Origin of the sequence: Streptomyces sp. NPDC094143, from assembly GCF_040303825.1 — a bacterium.
In the GTDB taxonomy this organism is placed as follows: domain Bacteria; phylum Actinomycetota; class Actinomycetes; order Streptomycetales; family Streptomycetaceae; genus Streptomyces.
Genome location: NZ_JBEOTZ010000027.1, coordinates 1 through 18,124, shown reverse-complemented (window position 1 = coordinate 18,124; position 18,124 = coordinate 1). Strand labels below are relative to the sequence as shown.

At 70.7% G+C, this 18,124-nt stretch carries 19 protein-coding genes; 1 reads left to right on the top strand and 18 read right to left on the bottom strand.

Annotation, left to right across the window (positions count from 1 at the left end; genetic code table 11):
- Positions 1 to 116 precede the first annotated feature (116 nt).
- The 11 genes from rpoZ to pyrR form a co-directional block, all read right to left on the bottom strand.
- A complete protein-coding gene (gene rpoZ / locus ABTZ58_RS28660) occupies positions 117 to 389 on the bottom strand; it encodes a DNA-directed RNA polymerase subunit omega (protein WP_003988945.1) in 273 nt (90 codons plus the stop codon).
- Positions 390 to 459: 70 nt separating this feature from the next.
- Positions 460 to 1,053: a guanylate kinase gene (gene gmk / locus ABTZ58_RS28655; RefSeq protein WP_351362673.1), complete on the bottom strand. Its 594-nt coding sequence runs from the start codon at positions 1,051 to 1,053 to the stop codon at positions 460 to 462.
- A gap of 58 nt (positions 1,054 to 1,111) precedes the next feature.
- Positions 1,112 to 1,435, bottom strand: a complete 324-nt coding sequence (locus ABTZ58_RS28650; RefSeq protein ID WP_003977346.1) for an integration host factor — start codon at positions 1,433 to 1,435, stop codon at positions 1,112 to 1,114.
- Between the two features lie 277 nt (positions 1,436 to 1,712).
- Positions 1,713 to 2,558, bottom strand: a complete 846-nt coding sequence (pyrF, locus tag ABTZ58_RS28645) for an orotidine-5'-phosphate decarboxylase (protein WP_351362670.1) — start codon at positions 2,556 to 2,558, stop codon at positions 1,713 to 1,715.
- Complete coding sequence (locus ABTZ58_RS28640) at positions 2,555 to 3,661, bottom strand: quinone-dependent dihydroorotate dehydrogenase (protein WP_351362667.1); 1,107 nt, start codon at positions 3,659 to 3,661, stop codon at positions 2,555 to 2,557. Before ABTZ58_RS28640 ends, pyrF begins: the two co-directional genes overlap by 4 nt.
- 70 nt (positions 3,662 to 3,731) lie before the next feature.
- Entirely contained in the window at positions 3,732 to 7,040 is a 3,309-nt protein-coding gene (gene carB / locus ABTZ58_RS28635; protein WP_351362661.1) for a carbamoyl-phosphate synthase large subunit, read from the bottom strand.
- Positions 7,033 to 8,172 (bottom strand): glutamine-hydrolyzing carbamoyl-phosphate synthase small subunit, encoded by a 1,140-nt coding sequence (gene carA / locus ABTZ58_RS28630; RefSeq protein ID WP_351362659.1) that lies wholly within the window; start codon positions 8,170 to 8,172, stop codon positions 7,033 to 7,035. The genes carB and carA overlap by 8 nt, the downstream gene beginning before the upstream one ends.
- Positions 8,169 to 8,738 (bottom strand): PH-like domain-containing protein, encoded by a 570-nt coding sequence (locus tag ABTZ58_RS28625; protein ID WP_351362656.1) that lies wholly within the window; start codon positions 8,736 to 8,738, stop codon positions 8,169 to 8,171. Before ABTZ58_RS28625 ends, carA begins: the two co-directional genes overlap by 4 nt.
- Positions 8,735 to 10,021 (bottom strand): dihydroorotase, encoded by a 1,287-nt coding sequence (locus ABTZ58_RS28620; RefSeq protein ID WP_351362653.1) that lies wholly within the window; start codon positions 10,019 to 10,021, stop codon positions 8,735 to 8,737. The genes ABTZ58_RS28625 and ABTZ58_RS28620 overlap by 4 nt, the downstream gene beginning before the upstream one ends.
- A 5-nt stretch (positions 10,022 to 10,026) precedes the next feature.
- Positions 10,027 to 11,004, bottom strand: coding sequence for an aspartate carbamoyltransferase catalytic subunit (locus ABTZ58_RS28615; protein ID WP_351362650.1), 978 nt, complete (start codon positions 11,002 to 11,004; stop codon positions 10,027 to 10,029).
- A gap of 89 nt (positions 11,005 to 11,093) precedes the next feature.
- Entirely contained in the window at positions 11,094 to 11,660 is a 567-nt protein-coding gene (gene pyrR, locus ABTZ58_RS28610) for a bifunctional pyr operon transcriptional regulator/uracil phosphoribosyltransferase PyrR (RefSeq protein WP_351362647.1), read from the bottom strand.
- Positions 11,661 to 11,926: 266 nt separating this feature from the next.
- Here pyrR and bldD point away from each other — a divergent pair, with 266 nt between their 5' ends.
- Positions 11,927 to 12,430, top strand: a complete 504-nt coding sequence (gene bldD / locus ABTZ58_RS28605) for a transcriptional regulator BldD (protein WP_010046440.1) — start codon at positions 11,927 to 11,929, stop codon at positions 12,428 to 12,430.
- 213 nt (positions 12,431 to 12,643) lie between these two features.
- Here bldD and nusB read toward each other — a convergent pair whose 3' ends face one another.
- The 7 genes from nusB to ABTZ58_RS28570 all read right to left on the bottom strand — a co-directional run.
- Positions 12,644 to 13,078: a transcription antitermination factor NusB gene (gene nusB / locus ABTZ58_RS28600; protein ID WP_309095938.1), complete on the bottom strand. Its 435-nt coding sequence runs from the start codon at positions 13,076 to 13,078 to the stop codon at positions 12,644 to 12,646.
- 2 nt (positions 13,079 to 13,080) lie between these two features.
- Positions 13,081 to 13,647 carry an elongation factor P gene (gene efp / locus ABTZ58_RS28595; RefSeq protein ID WP_070030057.1) on the bottom strand — a complete coding sequence of 189 codons (567 nt, stop codon included), beginning with the start codon at positions 13,645 to 13,647 and terminating at the stop codon, positions 13,081 to 13,083.
- Positions 13,648 to 13,696: 49 nt separating this feature from the next.
- The gene (locus ABTZ58_RS28590; RefSeq protein WP_351362642.1) at positions 13,697 to 14,803 is read right to left on the bottom strand and encodes an aminopeptidase P family protein; all 1,107 of its coding nucleotides are present in this window, start codon (positions 14,801 to 14,803) and stop codon (positions 13,697 to 13,699) included.
- A 160-nt stretch (positions 14,804 to 14,963) separates the two neighbouring features.
- Entirely contained in the window at positions 14,964 to 15,839 is an 876-nt protein-coding gene (locus ABTZ58_RS28585; protein WP_351362639.1) for a Pro-rich N-terminal domain-containing protein, read from the bottom strand.
- Between the two features lie 163 nt (positions 15,840 to 16,002).
- Positions 16,003 to 17,094, bottom strand: coding sequence for a 3-dehydroquinate synthase (gene aroB / locus ABTZ58_RS28580; RefSeq protein WP_351362636.1), 1,092 nt, complete (start codon positions 17,092 to 17,094; stop codon positions 16,003 to 16,005).
- Positions 17,091 to 17,606: a shikimate kinase gene (locus ABTZ58_RS28575; RefSeq protein ID WP_351362633.1), complete on the bottom strand. Its 516-nt coding sequence runs from the start codon at positions 17,604 to 17,606 to the stop codon at positions 17,091 to 17,093. The genes aroB and ABTZ58_RS28575 overlap by 4 nt, the downstream gene beginning before the upstream one ends.
- Positions 17,603 to 18,124, bottom strand: a 522-nt coding sequence (locus ABTZ58_RS28570; RefSeq protein WP_351362630.1) for a chorismate synthase, incomplete at its 5' end; no start/stop codon positions are given. The genes ABTZ58_RS28570 and ABTZ58_RS28575, both read right to left, overlap by 4 nt.

The window sequence follows — 18,124 nt, the reverse complement described above, 5'->3', positions numbered from 1 at the left end:
CCTCGGCGACCCGGACCTCGGCGACCGGCCCACCGTACGACTCCATGACACACCACAGGCCCGGCAGTCAGCCTGCCGGGCCTGTGGAAAAGTCAGCATCAAGCTGCAAATACTACTTACTGGGCCGGGCCTTCGACGGCCTCGGACGTGAGCAGCCCCGCGTTGATCTCGCGGAGGGCGATCGAGAGCGGCTTCTCGTGGACGTGGGTGTCGACGAGGGGACCGACGTACTCGAGGAGACCCTCGCCGAGCTGCGAGTAGTACGCGTTGATCTGGCGGGCCCGCTTGGCCGCGTAGATCACGAGGCTGTACTTCGAGTCGGTGGCCTCGAGGAGCTCGTCGATCGGCGGGTTGATGATGCCCTCGGGCGCGGAGATGGAAGAGGACACGCTCTACCTTCCGATGGATGGGAAAGATTCTGTCGGGGTGATCAGCGAGGACCGGATCGGTCAGCGATGGTCACACGACGTTCATCAAGGCTAGCAGCTCGCGCGCCACGTCCTCGACGGAGGTGTTGACCAGCGTCGTGTCGAACTCCGGTTCGGCCGCGAGCTCGATCTTGGCGGCCTCCAGCCTGCGCTCGATCACCTCGGGCGGTTCGGTGCCCCGCCCGGTGAGTCTGCGCACCAGTTCCTCCCAGGAGGGAGGGGCCAGGAACACCAGCTGAGCCTCGGGCATCGACTCCCGGACCAGACGGGCGCCCTGCAGGTCGATCTCCAGCAGGACGGCCTCGCCCTTCTCCAGGCGCTCCTGCACGGCCGCGCGCGGCGTGCCGTAGCGGTTGCCGGCGAACTCGGCCCACTCCAGCAGCTCGCCGTTGGCGATCAGCTTGTCCATCTCGTCGTCGGTGACGAAGAAGTAGTGGACTCCGTGCTGCTCGCCGGGGCGCGGCTTGCGGGTCGTCGCCGACACCGAGAGCCAGACCTCGGGGTGTTCCTTGCGCATATGAGCGACGACCGTGCTCTTGCCGACCCCGGAGGGGCCGGAGAGCACGGTCAGCCGCGGACCTACGTCCGGGGGTACGGGGGTCGTCCCCCGGGGTGTTGCTGCCATGCAGCGATTATCCAGCAATCCCGGAGTGCCCGGGACTCGCTACCCCGGATAGCCCGGTTCAGGAGCCGGTACTGCCGAACTCGCGCTCCAGGGAGGCGATCTGGTTGGACCCGAGACCGCGCACGCGGCGGCTCTCGGAGATGCCCAGTCGCTCCATGATCTGCTTGGCGCGGACCTTGCCCACGCCCGGCAGGGACTCAAGAAGGGCGGAGACCTTCATCTTGCCGATGACGTCGTTCTCCTGGCCCTGCTTGATGACCTCGTGGAGGGAGGCGCCGGAGTGCTTGAGTCGATTCTTGACCTCGGCCCGCTCCCGGCGAGCCGCGGCGGCCTTTTCGAGCGCGGCTGCGCGCTGTTCAGGGGTAAGGGGCGGAAGAGCCACGCCTACGTCACCTCGGATGTCGAACTGTCGGATACGGACCGGTGAGGAACCTAGTCGCCCCACACCTGGGGAGCCACGAGCAACACACGCTTGCCCGCTCTCTCGTCGGAGACTAGCGGGCAAGTCCGCCAGAGTCAGCGAGAACAGCGGAAAAGTCCTGGTCAGCCTTCATCTGAACGGACATTTAAGACATACTGCCCCGGATTTGAGGATGTATTCAGACTCAGGAGGCCCCCTGACCACTCATCGCAGGTCTCGCGATATGGTCTGGACCGCCTCACGAGGCCGTCACGGCGTGCCTGACCTCCTGGGCGAAGCGTTCCGCCGCGTCACGGAGAGCGACCGCGTCGGGACCGTGGCGCAGCACTCCCCGGCTGACGTTCGGCACGACATTGCGCACGGCCGCCCCGAAGACCCGGGGAAGATCGGCCGGCGTGGCCCCCTGGGCGCCGATGCCGGGCGCGAGGAGCGGGCCGTTGATGTCGAGGTCGTAGGTCGACAGATCACCCAGGGTGGCGCCGACGACCGCTCCGAAGGAGCCCAGGGGCCGCTCCCCCGCGTTCTCGGCGGCCAGGTGCGCCAGTATCGTCGCTCCGACGTCGCGGCCGTCGGGGCGGACGGCGTGTTGCACCTCGCCGCCCTCCGGGTTGGACGTCAGCGCCAGCACGAACAGCCCGGCGCCGCTCTCCCGGGCCAGCGCGACGGCCGGGGCGAGCGAGCCGTAGCCGAGGTAGGGCGAGACGGTCAGGGCGTCGGAGAACAGCGGCGCGTCTTTGTGCAGGAAGGACGCGGCGTAGGCGGCCATGGTCGAGCCGATGTCGCCTCGCTTGGCGTCCATCACGACCAGCGCGCCCGCCGCACGGGCCTCGGCGACGGACTTCTCCAGCACCGCCACGCCCCGTGAGCCGAAGCGCTCGAAGAACGCGCTCTGCGGCTTGAGCACGGCGACCCGGTCGGCGACGGCCTCGACGACCGTGCGGCTGAACCGCTCCAGACCCGCCACGTCGTCGTTCAGGCCCCACTCGGCCAGCAGGGACGCGTGCGGGTCGATGCCCACGCACAGCGGGCCGCGCTCGTCCATGGCCCGGCGCAGACGCGCGCCGAAGGGTTCGGGACCACTCATGCCGTCTTCCTCACGTCGGCGCCCACCGCGTCGGCGAGCGTGGCGTACGGGCTCGTGCGCAGGCGTGCGGCGAGGCCCTTGTGGATGGCGCGGGCGTAGAACGGCCCTTCGTAGACGAAGGCGCTGTAGCCCTGGACCAGGGTGGCGCCGGCCAGGATGCGCTGCCAGGCGTCCTCGGCGTTCTCGACGCCCCCGACGCCCACCAGGGTGATCCGGTCGCCCACGCGCGCGTAGAGGCGGCGCAGGACCTCCAGGGAGCGCTCCTTCAGGGGCGCCCCCGACAGGCCGCCGGTCTCCTTGACCAGGGACGGGTCGGACGTCAGGCCGAGTCCCTCGCGCGCGATGGTGGTGTTCGTGGCGATGATGCCGTCCAGGCCGAGTTCCACGGCGAGGTCGGCGACGGCGTCGACGTCCTCGTCGGCGAGGTCCGGCGCGATCTTCACCAGGAGCGGGACGCGCCGCGCGGGCACCGTGCGGTCGGCGGCCTCGCGGACCGCGCTCAGCAGGGGGCGCAGGACCTCGGTGGCCTGGAGGTCGCGCAGCCCGGGCGTGTTCGGCGAGGAGACGTTGACCACCAGGTAGTCGGCGTAGGGCGCGAGACGCTCGGCGGACTTCACGTAGTCCGCGACGGCCTCCTCCTCGGGTACGACCTTGGTCTTGCCGATGTTGACGCCCACGACCGTCTTGAAGACGGGCGTACGGGAGGCCAGGCGGGCGGCGACGCGCAGGGAGCCGTCGTTGTTGAAGCCCATGCGGTTGATCAGCGCCCGGTCCTGGACCAGGCGGAACAGCCGCTGCTTGGGGTTGCCGGGCTGGGGCTCGCCGGTGACCGTGCCGATCTCGACGTGGTCGAAGCCGAGCATGGCCATGCCGTCGATGCCGACGGCGTTCTTGTCGAAGCCGGCCGCCAGCCCGAAGGGGCCGTGCATGCGCAAGCCCAGGGCCTCGGTGCGCAGCTCCTTGTGGCGGGGCGCGAGGGCGGCCGCGAGGAAGGTGCGCAGCACCGGCACCCGGGCGGCCAGGCGGATCCAGCGGAAGGCCAGGTGGTGGGCCTGCTCCGGGTCCAGCCGTTTGAAGACGAGACGGAAGAAGATCTTGTACATGGTGTCCTCACGAGGACGTGGCGTCCTCACGAAGAGGGGGACACCGTTTCCGGTGTCCCCCTCGGGGCTGCTAGTCGCGGGCCGCGGTCAGGTGTTCCGCGTGTTCCTGGAGCGATCGGACGCTCACGTCGCCGCGGTTGAGGGCGTCGATGCCCTGGACCGCCGCCGCGAGCGCCTGGACCGTCGTCAGGCAGGGCACGGAGCGTGCCACGGCCGCCGTGCGGATGTCGTAGCCGTCGAGGCGGCCGCCGGTGCCGTACGGGGTGTTGACGATGAGGTCGACCTCGCCGTCGTGGATGAGCTGGACGATGGTCTTCTCGCCGTTCGGGCCCACGCCCTCGGACTGCTTGCGCACGACGGTGGCGTTGATGCCGTTTCGCTTGAGGACCTCGGCCGTGCCGGAGGTGGCCAGCAGCTCGAAGCCGTGCGCGACCAGCTCACGGGCCGGGAAGATCATCGAGCGCTTGTCGCGGTTGGCGACCGAGATGAACGCGCGGCCCTTGGTGGGCAGCGGGCCGTAGGCGCCGGCCTGCGACTTGGCGTACGCCGTGCCGAAGACGGCGTCGATGCCCATGACCTCGCCGGTGGAGCGCATCTCCGGGCCGAGGACCGTGTCGACGCCGCGGCCGTGCACGTCGCGGAAGCGCGACCAGGGCATGACGGCCTCCTTGACGGAGATCGGCGCGTCCAGCGGCAGCTCGCCGCCGTCGCCGTGCGCCGGGAGCAGGCCCTCGGCGCGCAGTTCGGCGATGGTGGCGCCCAGCGAGATGCGGGCGGCGGCCTTGGCCAGCGGCACCGCCGTCGCCTTCGAGGTGAAGGGGACGGTCCGGGAGGCGCGCGGGTTGGCCTCCAGGACGTAGAGGATGTCGCCGGCGAGCGCGAACTGGATGTTGATCAGGCCGCGTACGCCCACGCCCTTGGCGATGGCCTCGGTGGAGGCGCGCAGGCGCTTGATGTCGAAGCCGCCGAGCGTGATCGGGGGCAGGGCGCACGCCGAGTCGCCGGAGTGGATGCCGGCCTCCTCGATGTGCTCCATGACACCGCCGAGGTACAGCTCCTCGCCGTCGTAGAGGGCGTCGACGTCGATCTCGATGGCGTCGTCGAGGAAGCGGTCGACCAGGACCGGCCGCGAGGGGCTGATCTCGGTGGACTCGGCGATGTAGGACTCCAGGCGGGTCTCGTCGTAGACGATCTCCATGCCGCGTCCGCCGAGGACGTACGAGGGGCGCACCAGGACCGGGTAGCCGATCTCGTCGGCGATGGCCTTGGCCTCGGCGAAGGTGGTGGCGGTGCCGTGCTTGGGGGCCGGGAGGCCGGCCTCCTTGAGGACCTGTCCGAAGGCGCCCCGGTCCTCGGCGGCGTGGATGGCCTCCGGGGAGGTGCCGACGATCGGCACGCCGTTGTCCTTCAGCGCCTGCGACAGGCCCAGCGGGGTCTGCCCGCCGAGCTGCACGACGACGCCCGCGACGGGTCCGGCCTGCCGCTCGGCGTGCACGACCTCCAGCACGTCCTCCAGCGTCAGCGGCTCGAAGTACAGGCGGTCGGAGGTGTCGTAGTCGGTCGAGACGGTCTCCGGGTTGCAGTTGACCATCACCGTCTCGTAGCCCGCGTCGCTGAGCGCGAACGAGGCGTGGACGCAGGAGTAGTCGAACTCGATGCCCTGGCCGATGCGGTTCGGGCCGGAGCCCAGGATGATGACGGCCGGCTTCTCGCGCGGCGCCACCTCGGTCTCCTCGTCGTAGGAGGAGTAGAAGTACGGCGTCTTCGCGGCGAACTCGGCGGCGCAGGTGTCGACCGTCTTGTAGACCGGGCGGACGCCGAGCGCGTGCCGGACCTCGCGGACGACATCCTCGCGCAGGCCGCGGATCTCGGCGATCTGCTGGTCGGAGAAGCCGTGCCGCTTGGCCTCGGCCAGCAGGTCGGCGGTCAGCTCGGGTGCCTCGGCCAGCTCGTTGGCGATCTCCTTGATCAGGAAGAGCTGGTCGACGAACCACGGGTCGATCTTCGTGTAGTCGAAGACCTCCTCGGGCGTGGCGCCGGCGCGGATGGCCTGCATGACGGTGTTGATGCGGCCGTCGGTGGGGCGGACGGCCTGCTCCAGCAGCTGCGTCTTGTCGCCCGGCTCGCCGACGAAGGTGAACTGGCTGCCCTTCTTCTCCAGGGAGCGCAGGGCCTTCTGGAAGGCTTCGGTGAAGTTGCGGCCGATGGCCATGGCCTCGCCGACCGACTTCATGGTGGTGGTGAGGGTGGAGTCGGCGCTCGGGAACTTCTCGAAGGCGAAGCGCGGGGCCTTGACGACCACGTAGTCGAGCGTCGGCTCGAAGGAGGCCGGGGTCTCCTGCGTGATGTCGTTGGGGATCTCGTCCAGCGTGTAGCCGACGGCCAGCTTGGCGGCGATCTTGGCGATCGGGAAGCCGGTGGCCTTGGAGGCGAGCGCGGAGGAGCGGGACACGCGCGGGTTCATCTCGATGACGATCACGCGGCCGTCCTCGGGATTGACCGCGAACTGGATGTTGCAGCCGCCGGTGTCGACGCCGACCTCGCGGATGATCGCGATGCCGACGTCGCGCAGCACCTGGTACTCGCGGTCGGTGAGCGTCATCGCTGGCGCGACGGTGATGGAGTCGCCGGTGTGCACGCCCATGGGGTCGAAGTTCTCGATGGAGCAGACGACCACGACGTTGTCGTTCTTGTCGCGCATCAGCTCCAGCTCGTACTCCTTCCAGCCGAGGATGGACTCCTCCAGGAGCACCTCGGTGGTCGGGGAGAGCGTGAGGCCCTGACCGGCGATGCGGCGCAGCTCCTCCTCGTCGTGGGCGAAGCCGGAGCCGGCGCCGCCCATGGTGAAGGAGGGGCGGACCACGACCGGGTAGCCGCCGAGCTCCTCGACGCCCTTGAGGACGTCCTCCATGGAGTGGCAGATGTAGGACCGGGCGGACTCGCCGTGGCCGGTCTTCTTGCGGACCTCTTCGACGACCAGCTTGAACCGGTCGCGGTCCTCGCCCTTGTGGATGGCCTCGACGTTGGCGCCGATCAGCTCGACGCCGTACTTCTCCAGAACACCGTTCTCGTGCAGGGAGATCGCGGTGTTCAGGGCCGTCTGGCCGCCCAGGGTGGGCAGCAGCGCGTCGGGCCGCTCCTTGGCGATGATCTTCTCGACGAACTCGGGGGTGATCGGCTCGACGTAGGTGGCGTCGGCGATCTCCGGGTCGGTCATGATCGTCGCCGGGTTGGAGTTCACGAGGATGACCCTGAGGCCCTCGGACTTCAGCACGCGGCACGCCTGGGTGCCGGAGTAGTCGAACTCGGCGGCCTGGCCGATGACGATCGGGCCGGAGCCGATGACCAGGACGGACTGGATATCGGTGCGCTTAGGCACGCTGGCCCTCCATCAGGGAAACGAAGCGGTCGAACAGGTAGGCGGCGTCGTGCGGGCCGGCTGCCGCTTCGGGGTGGTACTGGACGCTGAAGGCGGGGCGGTCGAGCAGCTGCAGACCCTCCACCACGTTGTCGTTCAGGCAGACGTGCGACACCTCGGCGCGGCCGAACGGGGTCTCGGAGACCTCGTCGAGCGGGGCGTCGACGGCGAAGCCGTGGTTGTGCGCGGTGACCTCGACCTTGCCGGTCGTACGGTCCTGCACCGGCTGGTTGATGCCCCGGTGGCCGTACTTCAGCTTGTAGGTGCCGAAGCCGAGGGCGCGGCCGAGGATCTGGTTGCCGAAGCAGATGCCGAACAGCGGCGTGCCGCGCTCCAGGACACCCCGCATGACGGAGACGGGGTGGTCGGCGGTGGCCGGGTCGCCCGGGCCGTTGGAGAAGAACACGCCGTCCGGGTTCACCGCGTAGACGTCCTCGACGGTCGCGGTCGCGGGGAGCACGTGCACCTCGATGCCGCGCTCGGCCATGCGGTGCGGGGTCATGCCCTTGATGCCGAGGTCGACGGCGGCGACGGTGAACTTCTTCTCGCCGATCGCGGGCACCACGTACGGCTCAGTGGTGGCGACCTCGGCGGAGAGGTCGGCGCCCTTCATCTGCGGGGCTTCCTGCACGCGTGCGAGGAGCGCGCTGTCGTCCTTGACCGCGTCGCCGCTGAAGATGCCGACACGCATGGCGCCGCGCTCGCGCAGGTGGCGGGTGAGGGCACGGGTGTCGATGCCGGAGATCCCGACGACGCCCTGCGCGGCCAGCTCCTCGTCCAGCGTGCGCCGGGAGCGCCAGCTGGACGGCACGCGTGCGGGGTCGCGCACGACGTAGCCGGAGACCCAGATGCGCTTGGACTCCATGTCCTCGTCGTTCACTCCGGTGTTGCCGACGTGCGGGGCGGTCATCACCACGACCTGCCGGTGGTACGACGGGTCGGTGAGGGTCTCCTGGTAACCGGTCATGCCGGTGGAGAACACCGCTTCGCCGAAGGTCTCCCCCACGGCCCCGTAGGCGCGGCCGCGGAAGACCCGGCCGTCCTCCAGGACGAGTACGGCGGGAGTTTTGGCTCCCCTGGTGGAGGTGGTCATCGTTCGACGCCTTCCCTGGTGTTCGTTTCGATCATGGTGGTGAGGACTTCGGCCCACTCGTTGTGCTCGGCCGCGTGGTCGGAGCGGAAGCCGGAGTCGATCAGCCGGTCGCCGTGCGCCCAGGTGACGACCAGCAGGCCGCCCTCGGTGAGCACCTTGCCGGCGATGCCCTTGTCGAGCCGGGCCTCGCGCAGGGCGGCCGCCGGGACGAAGAAGTCGCTCGCCCCGGGGCGTACGACGGCCAGTCCGGCGTCGCTGAGCGTGAGCTCCGCGCGGCTGCGGGTGCCCAGGCCGTGCGCGACGATGCGGTCGAGCCACTGCCCTGCGGTGGTGGAGCCGTGGTAGCGGCCGCTCATGGTCAGACGCGCCGGGCCCGGGTCGTCCGGTGCGGTGGGCAGCTCGGGCAGGTCGCCCTGGAGGGTGCCGCGCCACTTCCAGCCCTCGCGCATCAGCCAGTAAACGAGCGCGACGAAGAGGGCGAGGCCGACGACCCAGCCGATGCGGGCGGACCAGTCGGTCACTTGCGCCGATTCCTTCTCGGCGGCCAGCAGGAGTACAGGTGTCACGTGAGCTTCCCGTCGACGAGCGTGGCCTTGCCCCGCAGCCACGTGTGCGTCACACGGCCCGGCAGCTCGCGGCCCTCGTAGGGGGTGTTGCGGCTGCGCGAGGCGAAGCCCGCGGGTTCCACCAGCCCACGGTATGCCGTGTCGACCAGGGTGAGGTTGGCGGGCTCACCTGCCGAGACGGGACGGCCGTGGCCCGTGGCCTGTCCGATCTGCGCGGGCTTGACGGACATGCGGTCGGCGACGCCGGCCCAGTCCAGCAGGCCCGTGTCGACCATCGTCTCCTGGACCACTGACAGCGCGGTCTCCAGGCCCACCATGCCCATGGCGGCCGCGGCCCACTCGCAGTCCTTGTCCTCGTGCGGGTGCGGGGCGTGGTCGGTGGCGACGATGTCGATCGTGCCGTCGGCGAGCGCCTCGCGCAGGGCCATCACGTCCCGTTCGGTCCGCAGCGGCGGGTTGACCTTGTAGACCGGGTTGTACGTGCGCACCAGCTCGTCGGTGAGGAGCAGGTGGTGCGGGGTGACCTCGGCGGTGACGGCGATGCCGCGGGACTTGGCCCAGCGGACGATCTCGACCGACCCGGCGGTCGACAGGTGGCAGATGTGGACGCGGGAGCCGACGTGGTCGGCGAGCAGGACATCCCGGGCGATGATCGATTCTTCGGCCACCGCGGGCCAGCCGCCGAGGCCCAGCTCCGCGGAGACGACGCCCTCGTTCATCTCGGCGCCCTCGGTCAGCCGCGGCTCCTGCGCGTGCTGCGCGATGACACCGCCGAAGGCCTTCACGTACTCCAGGGCCCGGCGCATGATCACGGCGTCGTGGACGCACTTGCCGTCGTCGGAGAAGACGGTGACGCCGGCGGCCGACTCGTGCATGGCGCCGAGCTCGGCGAGCTTCCTGCCGTCGAGGCCGACGGTGACGGCGCCGATCGGCTGGACGTCGCAGTAGCCGTGCTCCTTGCCGAGCCGCCAGACCTGCTCGACGACGCCGGCGGTGTCGGCCACGGGAAAGGTGTTGGCCATGGCGAAGACGGTGGTGTAGCCGCCGGAGGCAGCGGCCCGGGTGCCGGTCAGGACGGTCTCGGAGTCCTCGCGGCCCGGCTCGCGCAAATGGGTGTGCAGGTCGACCAGGCCCGGCAGCAGCACCTTGCCCCCGGCCTCGACGACCTCGGCGCCCTCCGGGGACAGCCCGCTGCCCACCTCGGCGATCGTCTCGCCGTCGATCAGCACCTCCTGCGGCTCGCCGCCGAGCACCTTCGCACCACGGATCAGGGTCTTGCTCATCTGTCTTACTTCTCCTCGGTACGGGGGTGGGTGACGGCGGGCTCGTTTCCACCGAGCAGCAGGTACAGCACGGCCATCCGGATGGACACTCCGTTGGCGACCTGCTCGACGACGGTGCAGCGGTCGGAGTCGGCGACCTCGGCGGTGATCTCCATGCCGCGGACCATCGGCCCGGGGTGCATCACGACGGCGTGCTCGGGCATCCGCGCCATGCGGTCGCCGTCCAGGCCGTAGCGCCGGGAGTACTCGCGCTCGGTGGGGAAGAACGCGGCGTTCATCCGCTCGCGCTGCACGCGCAGCATCATCACCGCGTCGGACTTGGTCAGCGTGCTGTCGAGGTCGTAGGAGACCTCGCAGGGCCAGGTCTCGACGCCGACCGGGAGCAGAGTCGGCGGGGCGACGAGGGTGACCTCGGCGCCGAGGGTGTGCAGCAGGTCGACGTTGGAGCGGGCGACGCGGCTGTGCAGCACGTCGCCGACGATCGTGATGCGCCGGCCGGCGAGGTCCTGGCCGAGTCCGGCGTCCGGGCCGATCAGACGGCGGCGCATGGTGAAGGCGTCCAGCAGGGCCTGGGTGGGGTGCTGGTGGGTGCCGTCGCCGGCGTTGACGACGACCGCGTCGATCCAGCCGGAGTTGGCCAGCCGGTAGGGGGCTCCGGAGGCGCCGTGCCGGATGACCACGGCGTCGACGCCCATGGCCTCCAGGGTCTGGGCGGTGTCCTTCAGGGACTCGCCCTTGGAGACGCTGGAGCCCTTGGCGGAGAAGTTGATCACATCCGCGGACAGCCGCTTCTCGGCGGCCTCGAAGGAGATCCGGGTGCGGGTGGAGTCCTCGAAGAAGAGGTTGACGATCGTGCGGCCGCGCAGGGTCGGCAGCTTCTTGATCGGCCGGTCGGCGACCCGGGCCATCTCCTCGGCGGTGTCGAGGATCAGGACGGCGTCGTCGCGGGTGAGGTCGGCGGCCGAGATGAGATGACGCTGCATCTGTCAGGCTCCGTAAGGCAGTTCAAACGGGAGATTCGGGGCAGACGGGCGCGCGAACGCGCGCACTGAGCCGGCGTACGCCTGAAGCGCTACTGGGCGTCCGGCTTGGCACCGAGCAGCACGGTGTCGCGACCGTCCTCCTCGGCGAGCTGGACCTTGACCGTCTCCCGCAACGACGTGGGGAGGTTCTTGCCGACGTAGTCGGCGCGAATGGGCAGTTCGCGGTGACCGCGGTCGACGAGCACGGCGAGCTGCACGGCGCGCGGGCGCCCGATGTCGTTCAGGGCGTCGAGGGCGGCGCGGATGGTGCGGCCGGAGAAGAGCACGTCGTCGACGAGGACGACCAGCTTGCCGTCGATGCCGTCACCGGGGATCTCGGTGCGGGCCAGCGCACGCGGCGGGTGCATGCGCAGGTCGTCGCGGTACATGGTGATGTCGAGCGAGCCGCAGGGGACCTTGCGCTCGGTGATCTGCTCCAGCTTGTCGGAGATCCGCCGGGCGAGGAAGACGCCCCGGGTCGGGATACCGAGGAGCACCACGTCGTCGGCGCCCTTGGCGCGCTCGACGATCTCGTGGGCGATGCGGGTCAGCACCCGCGCGATGTCGGGCCCTTCGAGAACGGGCCGGGCATCGGACTGCGAGTCGTGCGTGTCCATATGAAACGGACCTCCTTCTCCGCCTCACGGGACGGACCTTAAAGGACGTCGGGATTGCGCCATCCACGGTAGCAGGCCTCCGCGATCCCCCGGACGGCCCCCTCGGATCACCTATTCGGCCCAATGCGAGGCCACTACCACGGAAGAGCCGGTGCGGACCATTCGGCTTGACGCGACAGAGTAACGCTGCGTAACCTCACAGTGAGTTACCAGCCGCGCGGGCTGGCACCCACGCCAGACGCGTCGACACAGTGCCGGGGAGCTATATGTCCAGCGAATACGCCAAACAGCTCGGGGCCAAGCTCCGGGCCATCCGCACCCAGCAGGGCCTTTCCCTCCACGGTGTCGAGGAGAAGTCCCAGGGACGCTGGAAGGCGGTCGTGGTCGGTTCGTACGAGCGCGGCGACCGTGCCGTGACCGTGCAGCGCCTTGCCGAGCTGGCGGATTTCTACGGCGTTCCGGTGCAGGAGCTGCTCCCGGGCACGACCCCGGGCGGCGCCGCCGAGCCGCCGCCGAAGCTGGTCCTGGACCTGGAGCGGCTGGCCACGGTGCCGGCCGAGAAGGCTGGCCCCCTCCAGCGCTACGCGGCCACGATCCAGTCGCAGCGCGGTGACTACAACGGCAAGGTGCTCTCGATCCGCCAGGACGACCTGCGCACACTCGCCGTCATCTACGACCAGTCCCCCTCGGTGCTCACCGAGCAGCTGATCAGCTGGGGCGTCCTGGACGCGGACGCGCGCCGCGCGGTCGCCACCCACGAAGAGGGCTGAGCCGCCCCACGGGGGCCAGCAGAAACGTGCCGCCGGGGTGGCCGGAACCATACGGTTCCGGCCACCCCGGCGGCATTTTCGGGGCCCCGCCGCCATCGCACGGTGCGTGGGGCCCGGCGGCCCTCGAAGGTGCGTGGACACGCCGGAGGGCCCGCAGCGGTCGTGCTGCGGGCCCTCCGGCGTTCTGTCTGTCTGGGCCTGTCTCGGTCTCTCTCAGGCCTCGTCGCGGCGGAGCGAGGGCTTGAGCTCCTTCAACCGGCCGAGCAGGCCGTTCACGAAGGCGGGCGACTCGTCCGTGGAGAACTCCTTGGCGAGCTGCACCATCTCGTCGAGGACGACCGCGTCCGGGGTCCCGTCGACCCAGATCAGCTCGTAGGCGCCGAGCCGCAGGATGTTCCGGTCGACCACCGGCATCCGGTCCAGCGTCCAGCCGACCGAGTACTGGGCGATCAGCTCGTCGATGCGCTTCGCGTGCTTCGCGTAGCCCTCGACCAGCTCCATCGTGTACTCGCTGACCGGCGGCTGCCGGGTGTCCGTCCGGGAGTGGCGGACCCAGTCCGCGAGGACCGTCAGGACCTCGGCGCCACGCTGGTCACCCTCGAAGAGGATCTGGAAGGCGCGCTTGCGGGCCGTGTTGCGGGCAGCCACGGTTAGCTGTTCACCCGGCCGAGGTAGTCGCTGGTGCGGGTGTCGACCTTGATCTTCTCACCGGTGGTGATGAAGAGCGGGACCTGGATCTGGTGGCCGGTCTCCAGCGTGGCGGGCTTGGTGCCGCCGGTGGAGCGGTCGCCCTGGACGCCCGGCTCGGTCTCCTGGACGGTCAGCTCCACGGCGGCCGGCAGCTCCACGAAGAGCACCTCGCCCTCGTGCTGGGCGACCGTGGCCGTGAAGCCCTCGATCAGGAAGTTGGCGGCGTCACCGACGGCCTTGCGGTCGACCATGAGCTGGTCGTAGGTCTCCATGTCCATGAAGACGAAGTAGTCGCCGTCCATGTAGGAGAACTGCATGTCGCGCTTGTCGACGGTGGCCGTTTCGACCTTGACGCCGGCGTTGAAGGTCTTGTCGACGACCTTGCCGGAGAGCACGTTCTTGAGCTTGGTGCGCACGAAGGCCGGGCCCTTGCCGGGCTTGACGTGCTGGAACTCGACGACGGACCAGAGCTGGCCGCCTTCGAGCTTGAGCACCATGCCGTTCTTGAGGTCGTTCGTGGAAGCCACGGTTGCGGAATCTCCTGGACTGACGTACGACCCCGGTGCACGCACCTTCCTAGAGGGCGAGCAGCTCCTTGGTCGTGATGGTGAGTAGCTCGGGTCCGCCGTCCGCCTCGGGGCGGACGACGAGCGTGTCATCGATCCGGACACCGCCCCGGCCCGGGAGGTGGACCCCCGGTTCGACGGTGACCGGCACGCAAGCGTCCAGTTTACCCATGGCCGCGGGACTCAATTGAGGGTCCTCGTCGATTTCGAGCCCCACACCGTGTCCGGTCAGGGCCGTGAGGCCCTCCGTGTACCCCGCGGAGTCCAGGACCTGACGGGCGGCGCGGTCGACGTCCCGGCAGGCGGCGCCGGGTACCAGGCTCTCACGTCCGGCACGCTGGGCCGCGAAGACCAAGTCGTACAGCTCGATCTGCCAGTCCGCCGGAGCGGTGCCGATGACGAACGTGCGGCCGATCTCGCAGCGGTAGCCGCGGTAGGTCGCGCCGAGGCAGACGGAGAGGAAGTCGCCCTCCTCCACTCGGCGGTCGGTGGGGCGGTGGCCGGGGCGACCGGAGTTGGGGCCCGTGGCCACGGAGGTGGGGAAGGCCGGGCCGTCGGCTCCGTGGTCGACGAGGCGTCGTTCGAGCTCCAGGGCGAGGTGGCGCTCGGTGCGGCCGACGAGGATGGACTCCAGCAGCTCGCCGAGGGCCTGGTCGGCGATCTCGGCGCCGATGCGCATGCAGGAGATCTCCTCCTCGTCCTTGACGACTCTGAGCTGCTCGACCGCGCCGCCGAGGTTGGCGAGGCGGAGCCGGGGGGCGACGGAGCCGAGGGCCCGGTGCCGGGCCACGGTGAGGTGGTGCTCCTCCACGGCGAGGGAGTCGGCTCCCTGGCCCTGGGCGATGTCTGCCGCCGCGACGGCCGGGTCGCCGCCGACTGCTCCGGGCAGGGTCTGGACGCGCAGGGCCTCGTCGGGACGCTCCGCCGGCGGGCGGTTCGGGGACGGGCCGCACACCAGGAGGTCCTCGGTCTTGCCGAGCAGCAGGACGGCGCCCTGTGGGGCGGCGCCCGCGAGATAGCGCACGTTGGCGGGGCGGGAGATCAGCGCCGCCGCGCTGCCGCCCGCGTTGCAGTATTCCCTCAGACGCGTCCGGCGGGCCGCGTACACCTCTGACATGACCCGAGCCTATGAGCTCCGCCGGTTCGGCGCCGGTTGAGGGCGTCTGAGTGGGCGGTGCCCGAGATGTCCGGGTGGGTGGGGGTGCCGTTCGGGGTTGCGCGCCGTCCGCGCGTGCGTGGGGGCCTGGCGCGCGGTTCCCCGCGCCCCCGCGGGGCGCTCACCACTGCGGCGGGCTTGCGATCGACCTGGCCAGGACGTCGTCCAGGATTCTCGCCGTCTCGGGGACGTCCAGCTGGGAGTTGTCGATGATCGGCAGTCCGGAGCCGTACCAGCCGGCCATGCGGCCGTGGATACGGGCGACCTCCTCGTCGGACAGCCGCCGGTTCCCCGAGCGCTCCGCGTTGCGTTCGAGGACGATGTCCAGCCCCGGGAGGAGGACGACCGGCAGCAGGCCGGGCCCGACGTGCCGCTTCCAGCCGCCGAGGCCGACGACCGGCCGGTCGGGGAAGACCGCGTCGTCGAGGATGCACGAGATGCCGTTGGCCAGGAAGTTCCGCGCGGCGAAGCCGCAGGTGCGGCGGGCGAGGCGGTACTGCGCCTCGGAGTTGTCGTTCCACCCGGACTGCGGGTCGGCGAAGCCGGAGCGGACCCACTCGCGCACGTCGTCGAGGCTGATGTGCGCCGTGGGTACGCGGCGGTGGTCCGCCCAGTACTTGGCGACGCTGGTCTTGCCCGCGCCCGCGGGGCCGATCAGCAGCACGGCGAGCGTCGTGCCGGAGGGGTCGGGGGCCGCGGCGGCGGAGGGCGCGCTCGGCATGGCGACCGGGGCGCCCGGCGGCAGCGGCACATGGCCGGTGGTGTCCGGCGGCGGAGGAGCGGAGGCCTGCGGTGGCGGCGAGGCCGGGCCGGGCGGGGGCACCGGGTACCCCGGGGCCGGGGGCGGCGGGGGCACGGGCGCGGGGCCCTGGTGCGCACCCAGGTGCGCGCCTGGGTGGTGCGGACCCGGGTGTTGTGCGGCCGGTGACCAGCCGATGGCCGGTCCGTGCCCCGGCTGATGGGGCGGCGGCAGCGGAGAACCCACTGCGTGCTGCATCCGGTGCCACTCCGTCTCGTACAGGCGATGGGCGCTGACAGCGGGGCGGAACCCGCTGCTACCGAACGGTACCGCCCCCGGTCGTCGATGTGTGAACGGCCGGGGGCGGTCCGAAGTGCCCGGCCCCGTAAGGCGATTCCGGGCGGAAGACGCGCAGCGGGACTTACTGCCCGACTTCGCCGTACGCGGCGAGCAGCACGGCCGGGTCAGGGCCCTCAAGGACGGTGGGCTTGGCCAGGCCGTCGAGGACGATGAAGCGCAGCAGGTCGCCGCGGGACTTCTTGTCGACCTTCATGGTCTCCAGCAGCTTGGGCCACTGGTCGTGACGGTAGTACAGGGGCAGCCCGACCGATTCGAGGATCGTGCGGTGGCGGTCGGCCGTCGCGTCGTCCAGCCGGCCCGCCAGGCGGCCGAGTTCGGCGGCGAAGTGCATGCCGACCGAGACCGCGGCGCCGTGGCGCCATTTGTAGCGCTCGTTCTTCTCGATGGCGTGGCCGAGCGTGTGGCCGTAGTTGAGGATCTCGCGCAGGCCCGATTCCTTCAGGTCCGACGACACGACGTCGGCCTTGACCCGGATGGAGCGCTCGATGAGCTCGGCGGTGTGCGGACCGGCCGGGGTGCGGGCGGCCTCCGGGTCGGACTCGATGAGGTCGAGGATCACCGGGTCGGCGATGAAGCCGGCCTTGATGACCTCGGCGAGCCCAGAGACGTAGTCGTTGACCGGGAGGGAGTCCAGCGCGGCCAGGTCGCAGAGCACACCGGCGGGCGGGTGGAAGGCGCCGACGAGGTTCTTGCCCTCGGCGGTGTTGATGCCGGTCTTGCCGCCGACGGCCGCGTCGACCATGGCGAGCACGGTGGTCGGGATGGCGATCCAGCGCACCCCGCGCAGCCAGGTCGCGGCCACGAACCCGGCGAGGTCCGTGGTGGCGCCGCCGCCGACGCCGACGATGACGTCGGTGCGGGTGAAGCCGGACTGGCCGAGCGCCTTCCAGCAGTAGGCGGCGACCTCGGCGGTCTTGGCCTCCTCCGCGTTGGGCACCTGGATAGCGACGGCCTCGAAGCCCTGCTCGGCCAGGTCGGCGCGGAGCGCCTCGCCCGTCTCGGCCAGGGCCTCGGGGTGGACGATCGCGACCCGTTTGGCCTTGCCGCCGATCAGTCCGCCTAGCTCGCCGAGGAGCCGGTGGCCCACCAGGACCTCGTAGGGGTCGGTGCCCGCGGTGCCGCCGACCTGGATCCGCGTCACTGCCTCGCTCATGCTTCCTTCAACTCCAGTGCGTCGAGGGCGACTTGCGTTACCTCTTCGGGCGTGCGGCCGTCGGTGGCCACGACGACCGTGGCGACCTCCTCGTAGAGGTGCCGACGGGCCTCCATCAGCTCGCGCCACTGCTTGCGCGGGTTGACCGCGAGCAGCGGACGGGCCGCGTTGAGGCCGGTGCGCTTGACCGCCTCCTCGACGTCCATCGACAGGTACGCCACCCGCTGCCCGGCGAGCAGCGCGCGTGTGTCGGCGTCGAGGATGGCGCCGCCGCCGAGGGCGAGCACGCCGTCGTGCTCGGCGAGCGCCTTGTGCACGGCCGCCTTCTCGACGGCCCGGAAGGCGGCCTCGCCCTCGTCGACGAAGATCTCGGCGACGGTCCGGCCCTGTGCGGCGACGATGTCGTCGTCGGTGTCCCGGTAGGAGACCCCGAGCCGCTCGGCGAGCAGCTGTCCGACGGTGGACTTGCCCACGCCCATCGGGCCGACCAGGACGACCAGCGGGCCGCTCATCGGATGGCGAGGTGGTCGAGGTACGAGGTGACGTTGCGGCGGGTCTCCGCCACCGAGTCACCGCCGAACTTCTCCGCCACCGCGTCCGCCAGCACGAGAGCGACCATCGCCTCCGCGACGATCCCGGCGGCCGGGACCGCGGAGACGTCGGACCGCTGGTGGTGGGCCTGGGCGGCCTCGCCGGTGGTGACGTCCACGGTCTGCAGGGCGCGCGGGACGGTCGCGATGGGCTTCATCGCGGCGCGGACCCGCAGCAGCTCGCCGGTGGTCAGACCGCCCTCGGTGCCGCCGGAGCGGCCGGAGGTGCGCCGGATGCCGTCGTCGGTCTTCACGATCTCGTCGTGTGCCTGGGAGCCCGGGACGCGCGCCAGCTCGAAGCCGTCGCCGATCTCGACGCCCTTGATGGCCTGGATGCCCATCAGCGCGCCGGCGAGACGGGCGTCGAGCTTGCGGTCCCAGTGCACGTGCGAACCCAGACCCACCGGCACCCCGTAGGCCAGGACCTCCACCACACCGCC

What these genes read in the sequence shown, in the direction of transcription:
- ABTZ58_RS28640 (WP_351362667.1), bottom strand. Translation starts at nt 3,661, where the DNA reads ATGTACAAGATCTTCTTCCGTCTCGTCTTCAAACGGCTGGACCCGGAG.
- pyrR (WP_351362647.1), bottom strand. Translation starts at nt 11,660, where the DNA reads ATGGACACGCACGACTCGCAGTCCGATGCCCGGCCCGTTCTCGAAGGG.
- ABTZ58_RS28585 (WP_351362639.1), bottom strand. Translation starts at nt 15,839, where the DNA reads ATGCAGCACGCAGTGGGTTCTCCGCTGCCGCCGCCCCATCAGCCGGGG.
- pyrF (WP_351362670.1), bottom strand. Translation starts at nt 2,558, where the DNA reads ATGAGTGGTCCCGAACCCTTCGGCGCGCGTCTGCGCCGGGCCATGGAC.
- ABTZ58_RS28575 (WP_351362633.1), bottom strand. Translation starts at nt 17,606, where the DNA reads ATGAGCGGCCCGCTGGTCGTCCTGGTCGGCCCGATGGGCGTGGGCAAG.
- ABTZ58_RS28590 (WP_351362642.1), bottom strand. Translation starts at nt 14,803, where the DNA reads ATGTCAGAGGTGTACGCGGCCCGCCGGACGCGTCTGAGGGAATACTGC.
- ABTZ58_RS28615 (WP_351362650.1), bottom strand. Translation starts at nt 11,004, where the DNA reads ATGCAGCGTCATCTCATCTCGGCCGCCGACCTCACCCGCGACGACGCC.
- aroB (WP_351362636.1), bottom strand. Translation starts at nt 17,094, where the DNA reads ATGAGCGAGGCAGTGACGCGGATCCAGGTCGGCGGCACCGCGGGCACC.
- gmk (WP_351362673.1), bottom strand. Translation starts at nt 1,053, where the DNA reads ATGGCAGCAACACCCCGGGGGACGACCCCCGTACCCCCGGACGTAGGT.
- bldD (WP_010046440.1), top strand. Translation starts at nt 11,927, where the DNA reads ATGTCCAGCGAATACGCCAAACAGCTCGGGGCCAAGCTCCGGGCCATC.
- ABTZ58_RS28620 (WP_351362653.1), bottom strand. Translation starts at nt 10,021, where the DNA reads ATGAGCAAGACCCTGATCCGTGGTGCGAAGGTGCTCGGCGGCGAGCCG.
- carA (WP_351362659.1), bottom strand. Translation starts at nt 8,172, where the DNA reads ATGACCACCTCCACCAGGGGAGCCAAAACTCCCGCCGTACTCGTCCTG.